The sequence below is a fragment of the Candidatus Methanoperedens sp. genome, assembly GCA_012026795.1.
In the GTDB taxonomy this organism is placed as follows: Archaea; Halobacteriota; Methanosarcinia; order Methanosarcinales; family Methanoperedenaceae; genus Methanoperedens.
In genome coordinates, this window is sequence record VEPM01000021.1 from 52,529 (window position 1) to 73,978 (window position 21,450).

Here is a 21,450-nt window from a genome sequence, read left to right on the forward strand (position 1 = left end):
AAGAAAATATAAATTAACGGTAAATAATTGGTGCATCGTGCAAAAAAAGACCGCAATTACTGCTCTTGTTCCGCCGGAATTGATATTTGCGTGCAATAGCGAGCCCTTTGATGTCAATAATGTCATCCCCGGATCAAAAAAATATCCGCGCAACAAATTATGCGCCTGGACCGCCATCTGGCAGGAGATGCTTTCAAAAAGAGAGATCAATATCGATTCTCTTATCGTGGTTGCAGGCGGGGACTGCCATAATGCGCTTGTGGATGGCCAGAAAGTTGCTATGAGCGGCATTCCCACCCATTTTTTCTTTTATCCTTTCGACGGGGACCCCGATTATCTGGAATCACAATTGTACGGACTCAGTGATTTCCTGGGAAACATTGGCTCACCCGAAAAACCCGGACAGATCAGGGAGCTTAAAAGATCAGGGCAAAAGATTGATAAAAAAAGAGCTGACGGGAAGATTTCGGCAGGTGATGCTTTCAGGGTCATGATATCTTTTTCAGACTTAATGAGTGATCTTGATAAATTCAGGGAAGTTATTTCATCAACAAAAGAGCAAAAAATTGACCTGGACAACAGGGTTGCGTTAATCGGTGTTCCTCCGATATTCCATGATTTCCATGATGTTGCAGGGGATCTGGGCCTTGCTATAGTATTTGATGAGCTTCCTTTTGAATTTATCAGGCACTCAGGAGCTGATATTCCTGGTATCGCCCGTGATTATTGCAACTACACATTTGCAAGGCCGCTTGATTTCAGGATAAAATTCCTCCAGGAGGAACTTGAAAAAAGAAAAGTTGACGGAGTAATACATTATACGCAATTTGCCTGTCACCATATGCTTGAAGATGAGATCATGAGGTCAGAGCTTGATTATCCGATGCTGACAATCCAGGGGGACCTTCCGGGTAATACTCCGGAGCAGATAAAATTGAGGCTTGAAGCCTTCAGGGAGTTGCTTGAGAGATCATGATAGGGCTTGACGTGGGCAGTACGACTGCCAAAAAAGTTTCAATTGAAGATGGTGAAATAAAATACCAGATAACAGGGACGCATAACTGGAAAGACCTGGTAACCGGAATTGACGGGAATGATATTATTTCAACCGGGTACTTTCGGAACCTGGTCTCACATCGCGCCTCTGTCACTGAAATAACGGCTGCCATTTATGGTGTCCGGCATTATTTTCCTGATGCTGATGTTATTGTTGATATCGGGGGACAGGACACAAAAGTCATTGACGTCAAGAAAAATAATTTTGTAATAAACGACAAATGCAGCGCAGGCACAGGCGCTTTCCTTGAATTCGTTGCAAATTATTTCAGGATCGAACTAAAGGATATGGGTTCATTTCACAGCAGGGCAAAACGAATCCCTGCGATAAATAATACATGCGGGGTATTTGCGCTCTCAGAGATGATCTCACAGCTTGTTGCAGGATACACACAGGAAGAAGTCATTGCAGGGATGCATTATGCATTTGCGCGCAGGATCTCGTTTATGGTGCCGGAGGCGCAAAAACTTGTTCTTATCGGCGGGACAGTAAAGAATACAGGGATGTTATCAGCGCTTGAAGATATCCTCAAAAAAGAAGTCCTTGTGCCGGATGAGCCGCAGATCGTGAATGCCCTGGGCGCGCTTAAGTATCATTCCTGATTCGAATTATATACCCAAAGAATTACCCACAATTCTTATTAAGTGTAAGAGCAAGTATCGGTGGGATTTCATGGAAAGATTCAAATCGAGAAATATTCTGTTTGTAATTGTAATCGGTGCAATTATTTTTACAATTTTTGCAAAACAGATAGGATTTGAGAAATTTTTTAGCCTGGTAAATAACGCCAATAAACCTTTACTTCTCCTTGCAGTATTTTTTAATTTATTGAATATGATAACCTTCACAATCTCATGGCGATGCCTGATCCCTGCAAAGATCAGCCTTTATAAATTATTCAAATTCTTTATGGCTGGAACATTTATCAATAATATAACGCCGTCATTCGGGACAGCCGGAGAACCTGTAAAAGCCATGTATCTCGGAAAAGAAACAGGAACGAGCAAGTCTGAATGTTTTGCTGGTATAGTCTCAGTGAGGATGCTGAATATGTTCCCATTCTTAACGATCGGTATGTTTGGTATCTGGCTCCTGTTTTCCAATCCCATGATAAAACTGGGGTTCTGGGAGATAGTTGGGTTGGTATTCTCTATCGGGCTTACTCTTTCAATATTCTTTCTTATAATATATTTTTATATAAGGAAAGATAAATTATCTTCATTTGTCCATTCATCCATACGCTTTTTTGCTCCATTCATCGGACTGGTGAAAAAAGGTTTTGACCATACCGCATACCTTGTTGCTGTGGACAAATCAATTAACTCATTCCATGGGGGTCTCAGGAATATTAAGCAGGATAAGAAAGGCCTTGCAAAAGTCCTGGTATTATCATATTTCGGATGGGTTTTTGACCTGATGGCGATATATATGGTATTTCTGTCCATAGATGAAACTCATATCCATATCAGTGTATTGATCATTTCCTATACCATCTCTATGGTCAGTAGCTGGCTCCCTCTTTTCCTGCCAGGTGGACTTGGAATTGTTGACACTACAATGGCAATCCTTTTCATAGCCGGAGGCGTGCCTGCCCAGACGGCAATACTTGCAACATTACTTTACAGGCTTTCATCCTACTGGTTCAATACTATTTTAGGAGCTTACTATTTCTGGGCTCTTTTAAAAAAAGATAGCTGATCCTTCGTAAAAGTGAAACTGCCATTTATTTCCACATGATCCGGAAGTTCCCCGAATTTAGACTTTAGTATCAGGTCAGCAATTTGTGTTTCCATCACTTTTGATATCCCTATTATGGATGAGGTTGGTCTTGGATTAACATCTACCACATACGGTTTATCCCCAAGAACAATATCTATGCCTGAATATCCGCGGCATCCCAGGATTCTTGCAGTTTTTTTTGCTACATCTATTATCTCTCCGTTCCTTTCGCAATGATATGGCACTACGCTTCCTTTATAGGAAAAGTTGTCTTTGATTTCAATCAACTGCCTGTTTACTGTAAGGGGCAGCTGGGTCTTGCCGGTTATCAAACTGACGCTTAAGTGTTCTCCTTCAACAAATGCAGTAGCGATGAAACCTTCTTTTATTTTTCCTCTTTTGCTTCTATATATTCCTTCGGAAGCGCAGCCAAACCTGGGTTTAATTACGAAATCACCGTTAAAATCACCATTATATCCCACTCCGTATTCACCGCTCCCAATGGTTTCCGGGACAGGTATGCCTGCATGAGAAAGAATACGGGTACATTCCAGTTTATCCGCACACAGGCGTATTGAATCTGACGGGCATCCAAGGTTTACGGAATTTTTTTCAATTATTTCGGTCAGGTCACCGAGGATTTCATCAGGCGCAATAACCAGAGCTGCATCACATTCTTTTGACAATTTCCTCACCGTTCCTTCAAACCCGGTTGTCCTGATGGCCTTTCCCGATTGGAGTTTTACGCCTGCCGAAGGATATAATACAACATGTCCGCATGAAACAAAGCTTTTTACAAGGGTATCAAGCATTGCTTTTCCTTCAAGCATGAATTCCTCGATGCCGGCGCCTACTGCATATTCTGTCACAAGGATTTTCATTAAAATGATGTAATGGGCTGGTAAGTATTAAAACTGCGGTTTCTTTTTGAAGTAACGTTCTTTCTCACTGAAAATGCAACCGCAATATTTTTGCATATAAAGTCCAAGATCCCTCGATATATTACGGGATTCCTGATATCCTTCCCTGAAATCCTCATAATAGAACGCGATCCCGAACTCATGAGCTATTTTTTCCCCAACCCTGGCGAGTATATCATGTTTCTGGTATGGTGAAATGAGAAGAGTGGTAGTGAAAGCATCAAATTCCAGATGTTTTGCCATTTTTGCGGTCTGTTCAAGTCTGGCAGTATAGCAGAATGTGCATCGTTCTTCTGCAGAAAGTGCCCCCCGGAGATAGTCTTCAATCTCGTAATTATTATCGTAGATAACTTTTGTTCCTTTTAACTCCACATATTTTTCCACAGATTCCAGGCGATTTTTATATTCCTGGAAAGGATGAATATTGGGGTTATAAAAAAAAGCTGTTACATCGTGTCCTTCCTCAAGCATTCTTTTATGAGGATATGTGAAACAGGGGGCGCAGCAAACATGGGTGAGAATTTTCATAATATCTATTTACCTCTTTAAAATAAATACACCATAGAATACTAATAAATAATAAATTAGAGTAAAATATGAGTAAATATGATAATTGAAAATCTTAAACCATTTAAAGGGCAGCATTGTGAAACTACAACAACGGGGACATTGCTAAAACATATTGGCATAGAACTGTCCGAACCAATGCTTTTTGGATTAGGTGAAGGATTGGGCTTTATATTCTGGAACATGAAAATCATGGATTTTCCCTTTATTGGAGGAAGAATCAAAACAGACCTGCTGACCCAGAATATTGCCAAAAACTTAAACTTGAGATTGGAGATATCTGAAACTTCATCCATTTTCAGAAATTCTTATTGATTTATCCGGGAAGGAAAAATCGGCAATGGAAATTTTGATGGAAATTGATAAAAGTTGATTAACATGAATAAAAAAGTTGAGCGCAAATAGTAGTGAATCGATGGCCAGACAGTGTCTTTGGCCAGAGCCAATAAGCAAGATATCCGGCTCATCATCTTTTTTAATTGACTTGAACCAATCCCTCTCTCCAGTGCCAGACTGCAGCTACTGTGAGACCAGTCCTCCATCTACGACCATTGGATGACCTACGACAAACGAAGCCGCATCTGAGCACAGCCATACCACAGCCTCAGCTACTTCTTCCGGTGTACCCAACCGCCCTACCGGTTCAATTTTGATATACTGCGCTTCAAACTCTTGTTTGCCGCCTGTGAGCCTTTCAACCATTGGCGTGCGGATAACGCCAGGGCATACGGCGTTAATACGAATGCCCCTGTCTGCATATTCCAGCGCAGCCGCGCGCGTAAGCGAAATTATGCCGCCTTTGGATGCACAATAGGCAGGTATATACCTGAAACCTACAAGCCCGGCCACAGACGATGTATTGACTATGGCACCACCTTTCTGCCTGAGCATCTGAGGTATCTCGTACTTCATGCACAGCCACACACCTTTGAGATTGATATCAATAACACGGTCCCAGTTCTCCTCGGTGCAGTCTGCGGTGAGGGTTCTGGCTCCCTCGATACCCGCATTGTTGTGGGCGCAGTCCAATCTGTTGTAGGTACTGACTGCGGTACTGATCAATTCCTCAACATCGGAAGCCTTTGATACATCAGCTTTAACGAATATGGCTTCACGACCTGTATCTTTAATTATCCTTACTGTTTCCTCTCCGCCCTTCACCTGCACATCAGCCACCACGACCTTTGCCCCTTCCCTGGAAAACGCCAGCGCAGAAGCTCTTCCGATCCCGGAACTGCCACCGGTCACAAGTGCAACCTTACCCTCTAACGACCCGGTCATTTCGGCGCCTCCTTTTTATTTAATATATATTTGTCAGCTTTTTCCATAGTAACTCCTCCCTTATAGAACATCTATTTTCCATCGCCTTATAATTTTCCCGGCTTGATGTTCTGGTTCAGGCTGAAGAAGTTTGTGGGATCATACTTGTTCTTTAGCGCCGCGAGCCGCTCGTACTTCTTCTTGCCGTAGGCAGCCATTACCCTATCAGCCCCCTCGGTCATCAGGAAGTTCACGTATACGCCACCTGTTGCGAAGGGCTGCACAGCGTTCCACAGGTCGCGTGCCCATTTGATATTCTCATCATTCTTCGTGGTGTCTTGCCACATACCGACGATGTTGATGATGAAGGGCGCATCACGGTGATTATAAGGCGTTTCGTCATCGCCCACACGGCTCACAGCACCCATGAGATGACCAATAAGCATCTTCGACATGGGTGAAGGTCTTTTTGCAGCATAATCGATGAGGATATCAATGGCTTCATCACTTAAATCTTTCAGGTACTCAGACTTCCAATAGTTCTGCCATCCCGGTGGATTCCCGGCATCCAACATTTTTTGCAGTGCCGTGTATGGAGTGGGGCCGAGAAGATCGATTGCTGGCGGGCAAGACGTTCTTAGGGATTTGATGACACGTTCTCCCTCCTTGATCGGCCCGGTATAGCAGATGATAACAAAGAGTACAGTTTTTCCCTGAATATTTTCTGGCATTGGCGCTGCTTTTGGCGCTGTCACGAAGGCAAGGATGGTATCTAAATCATCAGGAGCTTTAGCTATGAATCCACGATAGAATTGCAAGACTTCTTTTGCCTTTTCAATGGGATAGATCAACCTGCCTCCGAGTACTGTTGGACCGACTGGATAAAGTTTGAACTCGAATGATGTTACTATCCCGAAGTTACCGCCGCCGCCTCGTATGCCCCAGAATAGATCGTCATTCTCTTTATCGCTGGCGATCAGAAGCCTTCCATCCGCGGTTACTACATCTGCCGACAGGAGGTTATCTACTGTCAGACCGTACTTTCGTGAAAGGTAACCAAAACCACCGCCAACAGTAAAACCAGCAATGCCAGTCGTGGACTGTATGCCGCCTGGTAGTGCCAGACCAAACGCCTGGGTCTCCCGGTCGAAATCGGCCCACGTAAGACCAGGTTCGGCGCGGGCGATTCGCCTGACCGGATCGACACGGATACCTTTCATTCGCGACAGGTCAATGACAATGCCGCCGTCACAGACCGCATTACCTGCCACGTTATGCCCACCACCACGCACTGCCACAAGTTGCTTATTGGCGCGGGCAAAATTGACAGCGTTGATGACATCTACAGCTCCGGTGCAGCGCGCAATGAGCGCAGGATATTTGTCAATCATCCCGTTCCATATTTTACGTGCTTCATCGTAACCTGCGTCCCCTGGACGGATGAGCTCACCCCGGAAGCCTGCTTTAAATTTTTGAACGATCGCCTCATTAAGGGTCTGACCCTTGGTGATTGTGATTTGTTCTACCATAAATTTGCACCTTTCACTCTATTTGCCAATTTATTCATGATTTTACCTCCATTGGGGCGTGGATTTCAAAACCGACATTCCCTTTAAGCCACGCACTTGCACTCAGTAATTAATCTCTGTTCCCGGTATAAATAAATTTGTATGAATCGATATAAGTTGCTTTCATACTCATGAAAAAATCGCAGTCGGACAAGCTATCTTAGCCATTTAAACTGGTAGCGTGAGTTCGTTTCAGTTCGTACGAGTTCGTTGTTAATTTTTTTTTCAAAGTCCGCAAAGATAGTTTGAATTGTTTGGTTTTTAACAATAATTTCCCCTTATTTTGTAGGAGCATAGCGAAGCATGACGACTCCATTACTGAAGGTCTTAGCTTCAAGAAGCTTCAGGTCATGTTTTTGTTCGATATCCTTAAACAATGGTTTTCCACTACCCAGGACAACAGGATGAAGTAATAAATGATACTCGTCAATTAAACCAAGATTTGTGAGTTGTTGCACAATACTGGCACTTCCAATGACCAGGATATTCTTACCCTTCCCCTGCTTCATCTTTTCTATTTCTTCAGGATTGATCTCTTTAAGAATTTTTGAATTTTTCCATTCAACGCCTTCCATGGAATGAGAAAAAACAATTTTGGTTATATTGTTAATCTTGTGCGCCATTTCGATATTGCCCTGTGAAGTTGCTGGATTTGAGGCAGCCGTGGGCCAATAGCCCTCAAAAATTTTGTACGTTGTTCTTCCAAGAAGCAGGGTGTCAGCATTGTCATAGAGGTTGCTTTCTTATTTTCCCATTTCATCGTTGAAACTACCCAGGACCCACTTCATTTTATCTTCCGGATCGGACATGAGGCCGTCTAACGTGTAGAATTCAGATACAATTATTTGTCTCATAATGGTTTCCTTCCCTTATTTCGATAGCGAAAGTTGCCTTAGATTCGAGATGCCCGACGTCTGCGAACAAAGGTTTCCCACGACCGTTAATGTTTACAAATGTCGCCCCTTTTCTCTTAAATATTGTTATGGTTTTGAGATTTATAAAGATGTTGTTTTCGGTTTTGGAGAAAACATATTATTATCCCCCTTCATTACAAATCGAAATTTACTTAAAAATGTGAGTATGAACAAACTTTTTTTCCAGTGCCCCAATTTTAGCGCCATGACCGTTATTCTTGTCGTAGATATTCAAAGGACAACGATTTTAATATGTGAAAATAATTATAGTATAGATCATTAAATTCTGTTTCTGTTGATATAGCTGATTTTCAGGTTCGTATCCTGCAATTTCATCTCAGGAAATTCCTTCCGCAATACTCTGCTGTTTCCACCCTTGAAATAGCATCAAAAAATGCCCAATGGCTTTTATTTGTGAAAAGTGTGCTATAATCTTTTTATTTAATAGTTGCATCGTACAGTAATTCGCATTTCTTGAATTCATCCTCTATTAGTTCATCAGTTTTATAATCATATTCTAATATATATTCTAAAGCCTTGCTGCGAATTTTTTTACTTCCAAAATCTTTAATAACTTGATTATTTGATGCTTTTAAACGGTATATATTCTCTGTAGCATAATCAGGCCAGTATTTCATTTCAAAAGAACAGATGACCCATAAAAACTTTAATGAATCCTCTATTGGATTTTCGAATTTATCACTATCTTTTTTGTAGGCTTGATCGGCAATTCTTTCTAAACCATCTAAAACGATGTCGATCATATACGGGATCTTTGCAACCCTAACTCCTATTTCTGATAAACCCAATAATGCTTCAGAGATAGTACTTTTACTCAAATCGCGATCTATGGATTGTACACCTATTTCACTCAATCTTTCTATTGTAGACTTTGTTATATCCATTTTCCAATGTTTCAATTTTGTATCCATGGCTTCAACTTCTATTTCCTTTAATGCCATTAGAACTTTCTTAATTGGACTGTAAATATGGTCTTTACCATCTAATTCTTTCTCCGTGGTTTTCATTCCAATTTTTTCCAGTTCATCTTTGCTTTTTTGTGCTGTATCTCTCCATCCTTTATCTATAGCCTTTAATCCTATTTCTCTCAAATTGTCGATAATTTCTATTGTTTTATCTTCAAGCATTTCATCTGCAGAACTTATACAAAGTTCTGCAAGCTCTTTGACATTATTTGAAGCCTTTAGTTCCTGGTTAGAATAGAAAGCTTCAGAAATTTCATTATTTAGTATTGATACTCCCCCTTCATATTTCATAATACGATTGACTCTCATCAAATACGGTATTATTGCCAAAACGCAAAAAGTTGCAATTCCCAAGTCGATGCTCAAGCTGAGTTGCGCCGTATCGAGAAGATTCAGGTGAAGCAAATCCTCATCAGTCCGTAATTGCATCATAGGTAAAATTATCCCAATAGAAAAAATAATCATTAAAATTATAGCCCACTTATTATCTATCATCTTATCCATTGCGGTGAATTTTCTCATCATTTGAGAACCAAAAATTGTGATTGTAAATATTAAGGTGAATATTGCTGCAAGCCCTTGGGATATGGTACTTAATAAATACAACGTAGCATCAATTTGCGGCAAAGGAAGAAAATATGAAACTATCGCTACTAATAGACCCGCACCAACAGCTATTATCCAATATATTTCGACTTTATTATCTAAATTATTCTTGATATATGAAATGATTTTTTGTTTTGTCAGATTCATAGCATCCCTATAACTTTCATTCTATCTTCACGCCTGAATTCTTAATTTAATAAGATAGTTCTTAATTTAAATCATCCCATTAGAGCTTGAATCTTTGCGTTCATGCTGTCACAAACCCCTGACTAAGTACGGGGCCGGTAGCTGGCGTTTTAATTGCTATCGAGGTATTGACTGATTATTTTTCTGACAAAGTCAACTTTAGCTCATGGCACAACAATCGAAAATGCCTTCCCCTCCCGGTAATAGAGTATCTGCACCACATGGCGACCGGAGTATAAGTTTGATATGACTCCCCCATCTGGGGTTGCCCACTGGCAGGCAATATAAAAATTTTCAAGACCGGAAGGGTCTTTTTGATTTGAACATTGATAATTTCCGATGACATCAGCCACCCCGGAAGGCTCAGTTATTATTTTAATTTCACCTACAGATCAAACACCCATTCGCCCGGCGCCTTCCCTTCATGCCAATTAACCTGCTCCTCTAACCCATTATACCAACCAAACTCCCCTTTCTGCATTCCTATATACTCATATTTGTTCTCTTTTATCCAGTCCCATAGATGTTTCCCAGGCATTTCCAATATCATCCAGATTCTGAATCGAAGAACCGCATATATCCCGCCCTGCCCAATATCAATATCCCTCCGGCTCAATGTCCCGGCCGACCGTCAGGAAAAATTCATAGCCGTGCGTCAGTCGGATATGTGTTCCTGCCACGAGCCCCCTTATCAAGCAACCCTTTTTGGCTTAGCCCAAGCCAGGCTGATATTGAAACTGCTATCAAGGACATGGTCAAAGGGAATTTTGAGGGGTTGGGGTATAAATAAAATCAAGGCTAAGTTAAAGAATATTCTAATAAATCTAAAGTTCAATGTAGAAAATGGTCAAAATAAAAAAATTTGGAGATACAATATGTCTGAAGCACAATTATTACAAAAAATAGCATCCGATCTTGATTTCTTAAAAACAAAAATAATATCCATCGAAGAAACCATAGAGGATATAGATAACGATCTGCATCATGTCAAGCCAGAGTATATCCGAAAGCTTGAATCAATAAAAAAAGAAGGTACTATTTCCAGTTCAGATTTTGAAAAGAAATTTGGTGTCCGGCTTTGAAATACAATTACGAAATCAGCAGGCAGCTTGAGAGGGAATTGGATAAACTCAGGGGAAAAAATAAAAAGCAATTCGAGATTGTTGAAACTGAAAATAAACCGATTTTACACCCACCTTTAATAATCCTTATATGCGTTCTTCATCTGCCCTGCAACTTTCATTCTAAGAGCTATCAAACCCGGTATTTCTTTCAATGGATATCTCCTCATGAATGAAATACTTTTTCCCAGAGGTATTGTATCAAAATACAACGAATTGAGATTATTGAAAAATTCTTTCAAAGGGAGTTTTGTTGGAAGCTGGGTATGAATAAAATCAAAGAGATCATAATCATCAGTAATGAGACGGTCTTTAACTTCTTCATACAGATCTGTCCCTGGTAATGGAGTAAGAACAGAGAAGCTTAGGAAAGTGAACTCCATTTTCCTGCAATATTCTTTAAATTCTTTAAAATCTTCTTCATTAAAATCCGGCCTGACAATAAATGAAGCATATATTTCTATGCCGTTTGATTGCAATATTTTAATTGCCTCTTTATTATTTTCTACAGTTGAACCTTTATTTATATATTTAAGGTCTACATCCCTGAAAAATTCAAGTCCCACAAAAACCCTTTCAAGTCCGATATCTTTCCATATTTTAATAAGATCCGGGTTTTTTACGATCGTATCGCTTCTTCCATAAAGAAAATAACGTTTTTTAATTCCGGCTTCCCTGATCAGTCCAGCAAGTTTTTTCATCCTGCTTGCATCAACCATGGATTCATCATCTGCAAAAAAAACATATTTTTCCTTGATCCCGGATAGCTCCCTGACAATGTTTTCCGGCTTTCTTTTCAGGTACTTCCCACCTGTAAGCTTCCACAGTGCACAGAAATTACACCTGTTCGGGCATCCCTTTGATGTTCGTATAGATGCAAGCGGTCTCATCCATTCACTGTAATAGTATTTCCTGTATTTTTCCGTAAATTTCCTGGATGGGAAAGGAAAGATATCAAGGTCGGTTACCGGTTCAGGCGGATTCGTTACCCGTTCTCCATCTTTCAGATATGATATCCCGGCAATCCCGTCAAATGGTCTGTTAGATACAAGCCTTGAAATGATTTCCTTGAATACAAAAACTCCCTCTCCCATTACTACAAGGTCAATACAGGGAGTAAAGAAATCCTCAGGAGCAACCGTTGCATGATGGCCGCCAACAACCGTAAAGATATCAGGATCAATCGTCTTGATCTTATTAAAAAGATTTTTTACTGTATTCACATGAACAGTATATGCAGTGATCCCGACAACATTCGGCCTGAATTCTTGCATCTGGGAGTCAAGGTCTTTGTCAATCCGCATATCAAGTATTCTTACGTCATGATCCTTAACGCCCGAAGCCAGATATTCGAGCGCAAGCGGCTCATAAATAAAAACATCCTCTCCACCGATCGTTTTTTGGGCTTTCGCCGGCTGTATCAGTAATATTTTCATTTTCTACTCCTGTTTACGATATACTTTTCCTTCATCACCATCAACCGTGAGCTGTTCTCCCTCTTTCAAAGTCTTCATCACTCCCGGCACATTGACCACCGCCGGAATACCGTATTCCCTTGCCACAACAGCCCCATGGGAGAGAGAGCCGCCCACTTCCATAACCAGAGCGTTTGCCCTTAAAAACAACGGCGTCCAGCCCGGGTCTGTGGATGGAGCTACGAGAACATCTCCAGCCTGCAGCCGGGTATTTTCCCCGGGATGGCGGATCAGCCGCGCCCTGCCAGAAGCCCTTCCTGCTGCCACACCAATGCCTGCCAGCACCTGCCCGTATGCTTCAGGCGCCCCGGCTTTTGGCTGGGGCGCATCATCTATTATAACATCAGGAGGCTCCAGAAGAGATAATTCCTCCCGCATCTTTTTTCTTTCTTCCACCAGTATCTTCAACCCGCTGCCATCAGAGTATCCTGCCAGGATCGCAGAAAGTTCGTGCCAGGCGCAGTGATAAACATCAGCCTGTTCATCCAGTACCCCCCGTTCCACAAGACGCCGCCCCAGCTCCTGGAAGAACATACGTGAAACTTCAAATGGTTTTACGAGCACGGATTTTCCCATTTCCCTGGTGCCTGCGTTATTCCTTGCCTGCTTGATGAGCCTGCTGACCGTAAGCCGCCGCAAACCCCATTTGAGTTTTCCTGAGATCTCCTTTTCTGCAGCTTTGCGTTTTGCTTCCTGAACCGCCCTGTGATCAATATTTGCGGGTGATAGCACCTGCGCCCTGATGATTTCAAGCAAATATCGCGGGTCCTCACCCCAGCGCGGATTCAACAGGTCTATTTCATAGACCCCGCGGTGGCCGTAGTCTTTCAAGAATTCTTCGAATTCCCGCCGGAACCTGGAATCTTCGGGAATTTCATCTTTCCATGCCGATGGTTTGAAGGGTTCAGCAGTAAAGTACTTAAGAGCAACTTTATCCATCTGAACTATCTTTCCCAGTTCGATAAGCCTGTAGCCGTGTTGGGCACTTGTTATTTCTGAGGCGCCGGCAAGCAAACTGTTTGCAAGGGCTGCACCGCGACCCGGGAAATCCTTCTCCAGTGCCTGTACAAGAAAATACAAAGAAACACCTGTTGGGAGGCCAATAACCATATATGTGGAACAATACTCAAGAATTTTCGGATTGGTTTCAGAGAAATTAGAGATCATTTCCTGATCGTTCATTGCATGGAAATCCCGCTTCTTCCATAGCTCTACTGTTTCCCACATGTCCTTATAGATCTTTTCAGCAGAATGCTGTGTCCTGAGAATATTGATAATAAGATATATCCGCCTCCAGACCCGTTTAATTCCCGCAAGTCCTCCTAAAGGATTGCCAGGGGGTACTCTTATCTCGGGCTGGTGACCGCCTAGGCTGGCGTTAAGCTCTGCAGGAAGAAAACCGAGACCATCGTAATAACCCCACTGAAATGAGGACAGGTTGAAATATCCCCTGCCTTTATAAAGCCTCACCCAGTTCGTTCCTTCAGGCATCCTGTAGCCTGCTGCCAGCAGGCTGGCATTCATCATCATATCGAGAGAACCGCGGAAAAAACTCCAGGAAAGCGCAGTAAGTACCATTGGTGCAGCGTCTTTGATGTTAGCATTCGACCAGATAACAGGTTGACCTGCCAGTTCAGAGGGTGTCGGTTCCCTGAGATTTGTCACGGGTCTTGCCTGCAGTATATGAAATTTCTTTCCATCGTATGCCCATTCCATATCCTGATTGACCACTCCATTGCCCATAGCTTCGAATACCCGCAGGGTCAGCGAGCCCAGTTCTATGATCTGGTTATCATTGAGAACGGGTCGCATACCGTTTTCTTCACTCCCCGCGCTTACAAGTTCTGTCCCGCCAATTTGCACAAGCCCTGTATATTTCTTCTTGCTGCCGATTTTCTTTTCAACGATTTCAGGCAGTGCTGCCATTGAATGCAGCAGGTACTCATCCGGCTCGACCGCACCGCTCACAACCGACTCGCCAAGACCGAAATTGGCGCTGATTGAGATCCTGTCGCGCCTGCCTGTACGCGGGTCACAGCTAAAAGCCACACCTGCTGCCGCCGCATGTACAAGTTCCATTATTACAACGGCCACAGCGACCTTATCATCGTCAAATCCCATTTTGCGCCTGTAGGCAACTGCACGCGGTGTCCAGAGGGAAGCATAGCAGCCCTTTATTGCTTTGATTATATTCTCTATTCCCATGATATTCAGGAATGACTCATGGACTCCGGCAAATGATGCTGTTGCGGAATCCTCGGCAGTTGCTGATGAACGGACTGCCACAGGTTTTTCAAGCAGTTTCATGGCTTCAAGTTGTTTTGCCAGTTCCTGCCGGACGGTTACGGGTATCTGGCCTTCATTGATATTTCGCCTGATCTCTTCCAGCTTCTTTTCATTAACCGGATCATTTACGAATTCCGCCCTGATACCGTATGCAGCATTAATAGATCCTGCCAGGTTGTTAGCCTGCAGGAAATCGCGATATGCAAAAGATGTCAAAACACCCCCGTCAGGCACTGAAAAACCATATCGATGCAATCGCCCCAGATTCAATCCTTTGCCGCCTGCCTCTGCTGAGCAAGAATTGGCAGATTCTTCCCAGTTTAGAAAATATTTTTCCTTTTTCTCACTCACAGTTTCACCTTCCAATACCCTCAAATATCATGTCAATTTTTTTTGATATGTCATCCGACAAAGAATAATCGTTCTTTGACCATAACCATTCCATTAACGAATAAAAATAAATGGCAGTTAAATTTCCTGCCGCCATTTTAGAATCTGAACCGATCTTGAATTCCCCTGTTTTTTCACCCTTCTCTAATATGACCTGAATAAGATGATTGAGGCTGGTGCTTCTTCTTTCTTCATGTCCATAATGTTTCAAATGCTCAAAAACGAATAATTTTGTAAGCTCCCTGTCTTTTTCATTGCTCTTTGCCACGAGAATAAGTATGTTCTTTATCTTTTCTTTTGTGGTTATATTTCGGGTTAATTGATCTTTTACCAGGTCAAAAACAAGCTCTTCCTTTTGCTTAACGAAATCCTGGAGAAGCGCTTCCTTGGCTGGAAAATAGTTAAAAAATGTTCCTTTACCTATCCCTGCTTCTTTTGTTATCTCATCAACAGTTGTGTTGTCATACCCTTTTTCCTTGAATAATCTTCCAGCCACTTCGAAAATGGTATTCTTTGTTTCGATCTTCTTTTTATCACGCAGGGACATAATTATCATCTGTCAACAATTATGACTTTTAGTCTGATGCGACTTATAGTCATATATGACCATAAGTCATATTTAAGGATTTTGATATTCATTATGTCTTATAGTAATTCTGGATTTTAGGCTTGCTTCCCACAGTACAAAAAGCTTATCATCTCTTAAACTATACTATGTTCCACTTAACTATGTAAATTAAAGTAGTTAAGCAAATTGTCATAAAGCTTTTAAGTAGAAAAATAATAAGAACTTTTACAAAGTTGTGTTTATAGCTCTTAATTGTTTTGAACATAAATTAAAGAGGTTAGAAAGAAAGAGCAATTACGCTTTTTCATAAAAATTATGGAACGTTTTAAAATTCTGGGCATAAGTGAGCCTGTTTTGAGATCAATAAAAGATGAGAGATTTGAAAGCCCCAGCGAAATACAGGAAAAATCAATTCCTTTGATCATTGCAGGAAAAGATGTTATTGCGGGGTCAGCAACAGGGTCTGGAAAGACGCTTGCATTTGCTGCCGGTATATTAAAGAACGCTGAAAAAGGAAGAGGTATCCAGGCCCTTGTGCTTACTCCAACAAGAGAACTGGCTGAGCAGGTCGCCCGGGCTTTAAGTAAATTCTCAAAGTATAAACCTTTGGAAATTATCGCTGTCTATGGCGGCGTAGGAATAAATCCGCAGATCAGGGGATTAAAGACAGCAGATGTTGTTGTGGGAACACCGGGAAGATTACTTGACCATATCGCAAGAAATACACTTCGATTAGGAAAAGTAAAAACACTTGTCCTTGATGAAGCGGACCGGATGTTCGATATGGGATTTAAGGATGATGTGGAAAAAATCATACGGAAATGCCCGCTTGATCGCCAGACTCTTTTATTCTCGGCAACGATCAATAAAGAAGTAGTGCAGCTTTCCCGGCGCTATATGTACGAACCGCTCCAGGTTTCCGTGGATTCTTTTGTTGATCCGAAAAAACTGTTACAGACATATTATGATGTAGCAGATGATCAAAAATTTTCATTGCTGGTACATCTTTTGAAGAACGAAAATTCAGATCTTGTCATGGTTTTCTGTAATACCAAAAGAAATACAGACAAAATTACAAAAAATCTCAGGTTTTCGGGTATAGATGCCCTCGCTATCCATGGTGGACTGACCCAGTACAAACGAAATGATGTGATGCAGAAATTCCATACTGGGAAATTCTGCGTCCTTGTTTGCACCGATGTGGCAGCAAGAGGGCTGGATATACATGGCGTTTCACATGTTTACAATTACGATATTCCCCGTGAAAGCAAGCAGTATATCCACAGGATCGGAAGGACAGCAAGAGCAGGGGCAGAAGGAAAAGCTATTAACATTCTCTCAAGACCTGATTATGATAATTTTGGAAAAGTATTGAAAGAAAATGATGTCGAGATAACCGAAGAGCCATTGCCTGCGTTTGCGAAAACTGCGATCAGGAAGCCTGAAAGAAGGACTAATAAGCCCGTATCCAGAAAACCGCAGCAGCGTGACAGGAACAGGCGGCGTTTTTAAAAATGCAGGCCGAATCAAAAGTATAATAAATACTTAACCTCTCTAAGGTGCAGGTGAATATATTGCCCAAACGAGAGGACATCCACAAAATACTGATCATTGGTTCCGGGCCGATTCTTATCGGCCAGGCAGCAGAGTTCGATTATTCGGGAACACAGGCCTGTAAGGCGCTGCGGCAGATGGGGTATGAGATCGTGCTGGTTAATTCCAACCCTGCAACTATAATGACCGATCCTGGAATGGCAGACAGGACATATATAGAACCTCTCAATGCCCGGACGCTCACAAAGATCCTAGAGAAAGAACGACCGGATGCCGTTCTCCCTAATCTTGGAGGGCAGAACGGGCTTAACCTGACCTCTGAACTTAATAAAATGGGTGTTCTTGAGAAATATGGCGTGAAAATCATAGGAGTCCAGGCAGATGCCATCGAACGCGGGGAAGACAGGATTGCCTTTAAGGAAACGATGAACCAGCTTGGCCTGGAAGTGCCGCGAAGCGAGGCAACGTACACAGTCGAGGGTGCTGAAAAGATAGCTAAGGAAATCGGATATCCGGTTGTGATCAGGCCTGCATATACCATGGGAGGAACCGGAGGCGGATTCGCTTATAATATTGAGGAACTTCGGACTATTGCAGCCCGCGGCATTGCAGCCAGCATCATCGGGCAGGTCCTCATTGAAGAATCGGTGCTTGGCTGGGAGGAACTCGAACTCGAAGCAGTAAGGGACGCAGATAATAACAAGATAACAGTCTGCTTCATAGAAAATGTGGATGCCATGGGAGTGCACACTGGCGATAGTTTCTGCACAGCGCCCATGCTCACTATCAGCAAAGAATTACAGGAACGATTGCAGGAATATTCATACCGGATAGTTGAAGCGATCGGCGTGATAGGTGGCACGAATATCCAGTTCGCCCACGACCCTGTGAGTGACCGCGTGGTAGTAATTGAAATCAATCCGCGCACATCACGCTCATCGGCTCTTGCCTCCAAAGCAACAGGATTCCCGATCGCACTGGTATCCGCAAAACTTGCAGGAGGCCTGTTGCTACGAGACATTCCTTACTGGCGCGATGGTACGCTTGATAAATATACCCCATCAGGCGATTATGTTGTGGTAAAGTTTGCGAGGTGGGCATTTGAGAAATTCCCCGGATCGATCGACAAACTTGGCACACAAATGCGTGCTGTGGGCGAAGCAATGAGCATCGGGAAAAATTACAAGGAAGCATTCCAGAAAGCAATACGCTCACTTGAGATAGGGCGCTACGGGCTTGGCTTTGCAAAGAATTTCAATAAACTTCCTCTTGAGGATTTGCGAAAGCTCCTGAAAGAACCATCATCTGAGCGCCAGTTCATGATGTATGAAGCGCTGCGAAAGGGAATGACAATAGAGGAGATGTATAAACTTACACACATCAAACCCTGGTTCATTGGCCAGATGAAAGAGCTTGTTGAACTTGAAAACAAGATCATTTCATACAGGGGAAAAAAATTGCCCGATGAACTTCTCATAAAGGCCAAAAAGGATGGTTTTTCTGACAGGTATCTTGGGAAGATCCTCAATATTCCTGAAAAGGATATTCGAAAGCATCGTCTCTCTCTCGGGTTAAAGCAGGCATGGAATATCGTACCAGTCAGCGGTGCAAAGAACGCAGCTTATTATTATTCTACATATAACGCGCCCGATGAGGTACCTGTATCTGACAGGAAGAAAATAATGATAATCGGGGGCGGGCCAAACAGGATCGGACAGGGTATCGAGTTTGATTATACCTGCGTGCATGCGGCATTTACTCTTCGGGATATTGGTTATGAATCAATAATGGTCAACTGCAACCCTGAGACGGTTTCTACTGATTACGACACTTCTGATAAACTTTATTTTGAGCCTGTTACTGTTGAGGACGTACTCAGTATTTATGAAAAGGAAAAGCCTGAAGGAGTAATCGTGCAATTCGGAGGACAGACGCCCCTGAACATTGCAGAAGAACTCAAAGAGGCGGGAGTAAATATCCTTGGAACCTGAGTTGATAGTATCAACCTTGCAGAAGACAGGGAGCTATTCGCGCAAATTATTGATAAACTGGAAATACCTGCGCCAGAGCATGGTACTGCAACTTCACTGACACAGGCGCTTGTTGTCGCTGCCCGCATTGGCTATCCGCTTATGGTCAGGCCTTCATATGTGCTTGGCGGGCGCGGTATGGAGATCGTTTATGATGAGGAAATGCTCAGGAAATATGTGGCTGGCGCAATTGAGATCACGCCTGAGAAACCCATGCTTCTTGACAGGTTCCTTGAAGATGCGCTTGAATGCGAAGTTGATGCAATATCAGATGGCACTGATGTAATTATACCTTCGATCATGGAACATGTCGAACTTGCAGGCATCCACTCAGGTGATAGCGCCTGCGTGCTGCCTCCGATAGGGATAAAGGATGAACAGATCAAAACCCTTGAAGAATACACAAGGCGGATTGCGATTGAACTCAAAGTTATCGGGCTTATAAATATCCAGTATGCGATCCAGAATGGCAAAGTTTACATTCTTGAAGCGAATCCGCGTGCATCGCGGACTGTGCCACTGGTATCCAAGGTCACGGGTATATCGATGGCACGTCTCGCAACGCAAGTTGTGCTCGGTGAAAAACTGGAAAACATGGATAACCACAAGCGCATATATTGTCATTTCGGGGTCAAGGAGGCTGTTTTTCCGTTCAACATGTTCCCTGAGGTCGATCCTGTGCTCGGGCCTGAGATGCGCTCAACCGGCGAAGTGCTCGGAATGGCGGATTCATTTGCAATGGCTTTTTATAAATCGCAGGTTGCAGCCGGGTTTACACTGCCGCTTGAGGGAAGAGCGCTGATAACAGTAGCTCCGGTTGACAGGAAAGGTGCGCTTGCTATCGCAAAAGAATTATCACAGATGGGTTTTAAGATTATCGCAACCGAAGGTACTGCTGATTTTCTAAAGGGAAACGGGATAGATTGCGAGTATGTCAAGAAATTGCAGGAAGGGCGGCCTAATATCGAAGACCTGATGAAAAACAGGGAGATCCAGTTCGTGCTTAATACGCCACTTGGGAAACAGAGCGCCCAGGATGACAGCTACATCCGTAAATCTGCTATTAAATATAAGATACCTTATTTTACGACCACGGATGCGGGCCGTGCGGCTGCCAAAGGGATCAGGGCTGCCCGCGAAAATCGTATAGAAGTGAAATCACTCCAGGAACACCATGAAGGTGTCAAATCGGGTATTATATAAACAAGAATGTACATCTTTCGGGTATATGGCTGGTGTAATATGCGAATTCTGCGGAAATAAGTTCGATACACGAGGGTTAGGCAGGCATCGTGTAAAATGCCAGAAGATGAAACAAAAAGAAGAGATATCAGCCGGGAAACTGGATGGGAAAGCTGCCCGGAATGCAAAGATCAGGGATATATTCGAAAAGGTAAAGACATTGGAGACGATGCTTGAGGATCTGTCGGATCAGCTTGTTAAGATGATCAAAGAAATAGAGTAAATAATAAAGCTTCAATAAGATTCGATATAGCTAAAAACTACAGGCGGAGTAACATTTGTACGGGGTTTGGGGTGACTCCACGTGCTCGTTTTCGCGCATCCATTAGCAATATATTGAAATATAACTACATTTTTTGTATCAAAGATAAGGGGCTAAGGGTAGTGACTGATTACTGAGATTGGATAGATAGGTATATACATAATATCATAATATATGTTATTCCGCAATAAAGGGAAGATAATGTCAGGAAATTTTTTGAAGCAGGTAATATTAAGGTTGGATTTTTCGGGCGAAATAAACCGTTCTCAGCAGGTATTGGATAATATAAAGAGCGTTGTTTCAAATACTCTTCCAGAGTTCGAAGCTCGAGAGTTTTAGAACCCAACACAATTAGTCTTGAACTTAAAAAATATAATAATTATGAAGAATTTAAAGAACTTGTACAAAGAGTAATTCAAAATTTGGGAGAACAGAGCCCTTCTATAAAAGTATCGAGGATTGGGCTTCGTTATATAAATCAAATAATTATTGATGAAGGAGACCCATTTAATTGGACTGAATTTATTAAAGCGCCACTTATTTGTAGTCTTGATTTTGTCGATAATCGAAGTGAACTATCAAGGTCTGTTGGCGTAATAGAATTAAATAAGTCTGATTATTCTGTTAGATTTACGTATGGCCCACATTCCGCATACCCCCTAACACAAATACATTTTTTCATAATTTGAGCCCATAAGTGCCAATATCTTCCTGTGAATTTCTCTGAGATTCATCATGC

The 21,450-nt window shown here is 42.4% G+C and carries 16 protein-coding genes and 2 pseudogenes; 9 read left to right on the forward strand and 9 right to left on the reverse strand.

Annotated elements, in window-relative coordinates; translation table 11 throughout:
- The first annotated feature begins 37 nt into the window (after nt 1-37).
- From FIB07_11495 to FIB07_11505, 3 genes are read left to right on the forward strand one after another with little or no spacing between them, the layout of a single operon-like run.
- Nucleotides 38-976, forward strand: a complete 939-nt coding sequence (locus FIB07_11495; protein NJD53479.1) for a 2-hydroxyacyl-CoA dehydratase — start codon at nt 38-40, stop codon at nt 974-976.
- Nucleotides 973-1,659 carry a hypothetical protein gene (locus FIB07_11500; GenBank protein NJD53480.1) on the forward strand — a complete coding sequence of 229 codons (687 nt, stop codon included), beginning with the start codon at nt 973-975 and terminating at the stop codon, nt 1,657-1,659. The genes FIB07_11495 and FIB07_11500 overlap by 4 nt, the downstream gene beginning before the upstream one ends.
- A complete protein-coding gene (locus tag FIB07_11505; protein ID NJD53481.1) occupies nt 1,628-2,755 on the forward strand; it encodes a flippase-like domain-containing protein in 1,128 nt (375 codons plus the stop codon). Before FIB07_11500 ends, FIB07_11505 begins: the two co-directional genes overlap by 32 nt.
- On the opposite strand, the gene FIB07_11510 is transcribed toward FIB07_11505, so the two are convergent.
- A complete protein-coding gene (locus FIB07_11510; protein ID NJD53482.1) occupies nt 2,722-3,657 on the reverse strand; it encodes an ATP-grasp domain-containing protein in 936 nt (311 codons plus the stop codon). The genes FIB07_11505 and FIB07_11510 overlap by 34 nt on opposite strands.
- 27 nt (nt 3,658-3,684) lie before the next feature.
- Complete coding sequence (locus FIB07_11515) at nt 3,685-4,224, reverse strand: epoxyqueuosine reductase QueH (GenBank protein ID NJD53483.1); 540 nt, start codon at nt 4,222-4,224, stop codon at nt 3,685-3,687.
- A gap of 78 nt (nt 4,225-4,302) precedes the next feature.
- Between FIB07_11515 and FIB07_11520 the strand changes: the two are divergent.
- Nucleotides 4,303-4,557: pseudogene (locus FIB07_11520) on the forward strand (lantibiotic ABC transporter).
- A gap of 225 nt (nt 4,558-4,782) precedes the next feature.
- On the opposite strand, the gene FIB07_11525 reads toward FIB07_11520, so the two are convergent.
- The 4 genes from FIB07_11525 to FIB07_11540 all read right to left on the reverse strand — a co-directional run bounded on the left by FIB07_11525 (nt 4,783) and on the right by FIB07_11540 (nt 9,744).
- Nucleotides 4,783-5,544, reverse strand: a complete 762-nt coding sequence (locus FIB07_11525; protein ID NJD53484.1) for an SDR family oxidoreductase — start codon at nt 5,542-5,544, stop codon at nt 4,783-4,785.
- 86 nt (nt 5,545-5,630) lie between these two features.
- On the reverse strand, nt 5,631-7,052 hold the full coding sequence (locus tag FIB07_11530) for an FAD-binding oxidoreductase (GenBank protein ID NJD53485.1): 1,422 nt from the start codon (nt 7,050-7,052) through the stop codon (nt 5,631-5,633).
- A 317-nt stretch (nt 7,053-7,369) separates the two neighbouring features.
- Nucleotides 7,370-7,804, reverse strand: a complete 435-nt coding sequence (locus tag FIB07_11535) for a dihydrofolate reductase (protein ID NJD53486.1) — start codon at nt 7,802-7,804, stop codon at nt 7,370-7,372.
- A 638-nt stretch (nt 7,805-8,442) separates the two neighbouring features.
- Nucleotides 8,443-9,744: a DUF2254 domain-containing protein gene (locus tag FIB07_11540; GenBank protein NJD53487.1), complete on the reverse strand. Its 1,302-nt coding sequence runs from the start codon at nt 9,742-9,744 to the stop codon at nt 8,443-8,445.
- A 914-nt stretch (nt 9,745-10,658) separates the two neighbouring features.
- Between FIB07_11540 and FIB07_11545 the strand changes: the two genes are divergently transcribed.
- Nucleotides 10,659-10,865: a hypothetical protein gene (locus FIB07_11545; GenBank protein ID NJD53488.1), complete on the forward strand. Its 207-nt coding sequence runs from the start codon at nt 10,659-10,661 to the stop codon at nt 10,863-10,865.
- Between the two features lie 116 nt (nt 10,866-10,981).
- Here the strand turns inward: FIB07_11545 and FIB07_11550 are convergent, their stop codons facing one another.
- Genes FIB07_11550 through FIB07_11560 form a run of 3 tightly spaced genes read right to left on the reverse strand, consistent with a single transcriptional unit; the run spans nt 10,982 to nt 15,611 of the window.
- On the reverse strand, nt 10,982-12,340 hold the full coding sequence (locus FIB07_11550; GenBank protein NJD53489.1) for a radical SAM protein: 1,359 nt from the start codon (nt 12,338-12,340) through the stop codon (nt 10,982-10,984).
- A 3-nt stretch (nt 12,341-12,343) separates the two neighbouring features.
- Entirely contained in the window at nt 12,344-15,016 is a 2,673-nt protein-coding gene (locus FIB07_11555; protein ID NJD53490.1) for a pyruvate, phosphate dikinase, read from the reverse strand.
- A 4-nt stretch (nt 15,017-15,020) separates the two neighbouring features.
- Nucleotides 15,021-15,611: a TetR/AcrR family transcriptional regulator gene (locus tag FIB07_11560; protein ID NJD53491.1), complete on the reverse strand. Its 591-nt coding sequence runs from the start codon at nt 15,609-15,611 to the stop codon at nt 15,021-15,023.
- Between the two features lie 366 nt (nt 15,612-15,977).
- On the opposite strand from FIB07_11560, the gene FIB07_11565 reads away from it, so the two are divergent.
- From FIB07_11565 to FIB07_11580, 4 genes and pseudogenes are all read left to right on the forward strand, one after another.
- Nucleotides 15,978-17,135 carry a DEAD/DEAH box helicase gene (locus FIB07_11565; protein ID NJD53492.1) on the forward strand — a complete coding sequence of 386 codons (1,158 nt, stop codon included), beginning with the start codon at nt 15,978-15,980 and terminating at the stop codon, nt 17,133-17,135.
- 62 nt (nt 17,136-17,197) lie between these two features.
- Nucleotides 17,198-20,410 (forward strand): annotated as a pseudogene (gene carB / locus FIB07_11570) (carbamoyl-phosphate synthase large subunit).
- Nucleotides 20,411-20,435: 25 nt separating this feature from the next.
- Entirely contained in the window at nt 20,436-20,672 is a 237-nt protein-coding gene (locus FIB07_11575; GenBank protein ID NJD53493.1) for a hypothetical protein, read from the forward strand.
- 389 nt (nt 20,673-21,061) lie between these two features.
- Nucleotides 21,062-21,400, forward strand: coding sequence for a TIGR04255 family protein (locus FIB07_11580; protein ID NJD53494.1), 339 nt, complete (start codon nt 21,062-21,064; stop codon nt 21,398-21,400).
- Nucleotides 21,401-21,450: the final 50 nt, after the last annotated feature.

What these genes read in the sequence shown, in the direction of transcription:
- FIB07_11500 (NJD53480.1), top strand. Translation starts at nt 973, where the DNA reads ATGATAGGGCTTGACGTGGGCAGTACGACTGCCAAAAAAGTTTCAATT.
- FIB07_11505 (NJD53481.1), top strand. Translation starts at nt 1,628, where the DNA reads ATGCCCTGGGCGCGCTTAAGTATCATTCCTGATTCGAATTATATACCC.
- FIB07_11510 (NJD53482.1), bottom strand. Translation starts at nt 3,657, where the DNA reads ATGAAAATCCTTGTGACAGAATATGCAGTAGGCGCCGGCATCGAGGAA.
- FIB07_11515 (NJD53483.1), bottom strand. Translation starts at nt 4,224, where the DNA reads ATGAAAATTCTCACCCATGTTTGCTGCGCCCCCTGTTTCACATATCCT.
- FIB07_11525 (NJD53484.1), bottom strand. Translation starts at nt 5,544, where the DNA reads ATGACCGGGTCGTTAGAGGGTAAGGTTGCACTTGTGACCGGTGGCAGT.
- FIB07_11530 (NJD53485.1), bottom strand. Translation starts at nt 7,052, where the DNA reads ATGGTAGAACAAATCACAATCACCAAGGGTCAGACCCTTAATGAGGCG.
- FIB07_11540 (NJD53487.1), bottom strand. Translation starts at nt 9,744, where the DNA reads ATGAATCTGACAAAACAAAAAATCATTTCATATATCAAGAATAATTTA.
- FIB07_11545 (NJD53488.1), top strand. Translation starts at nt 10,659, where the DNA reads ATGTCTGAAGCACAATTATTACAAAAAATAGCATCCGATCTTGATTTC.
- FIB07_11550 (NJD53489.1), bottom strand. Translation starts at nt 12,340, where the DNA reads ATGAAAATATTACTGATACAGCCGGCGAAAGCCCAAAAAACGATCGGT.
- FIB07_11560 (NJD53491.1), bottom strand. Translation starts at nt 15,611, where the DNA reads ATGATAATTATGTCCCTGCGTGATAAAAAGAAGATCGAAACAAAGAAT.
- FIB07_11575 (NJD53493.1), top strand. Translation starts at nt 20,436, where the DNA reads ATGGCTGGTGTAATATGCGAATTCTGCGGAAATAAGTTCGATACACGA.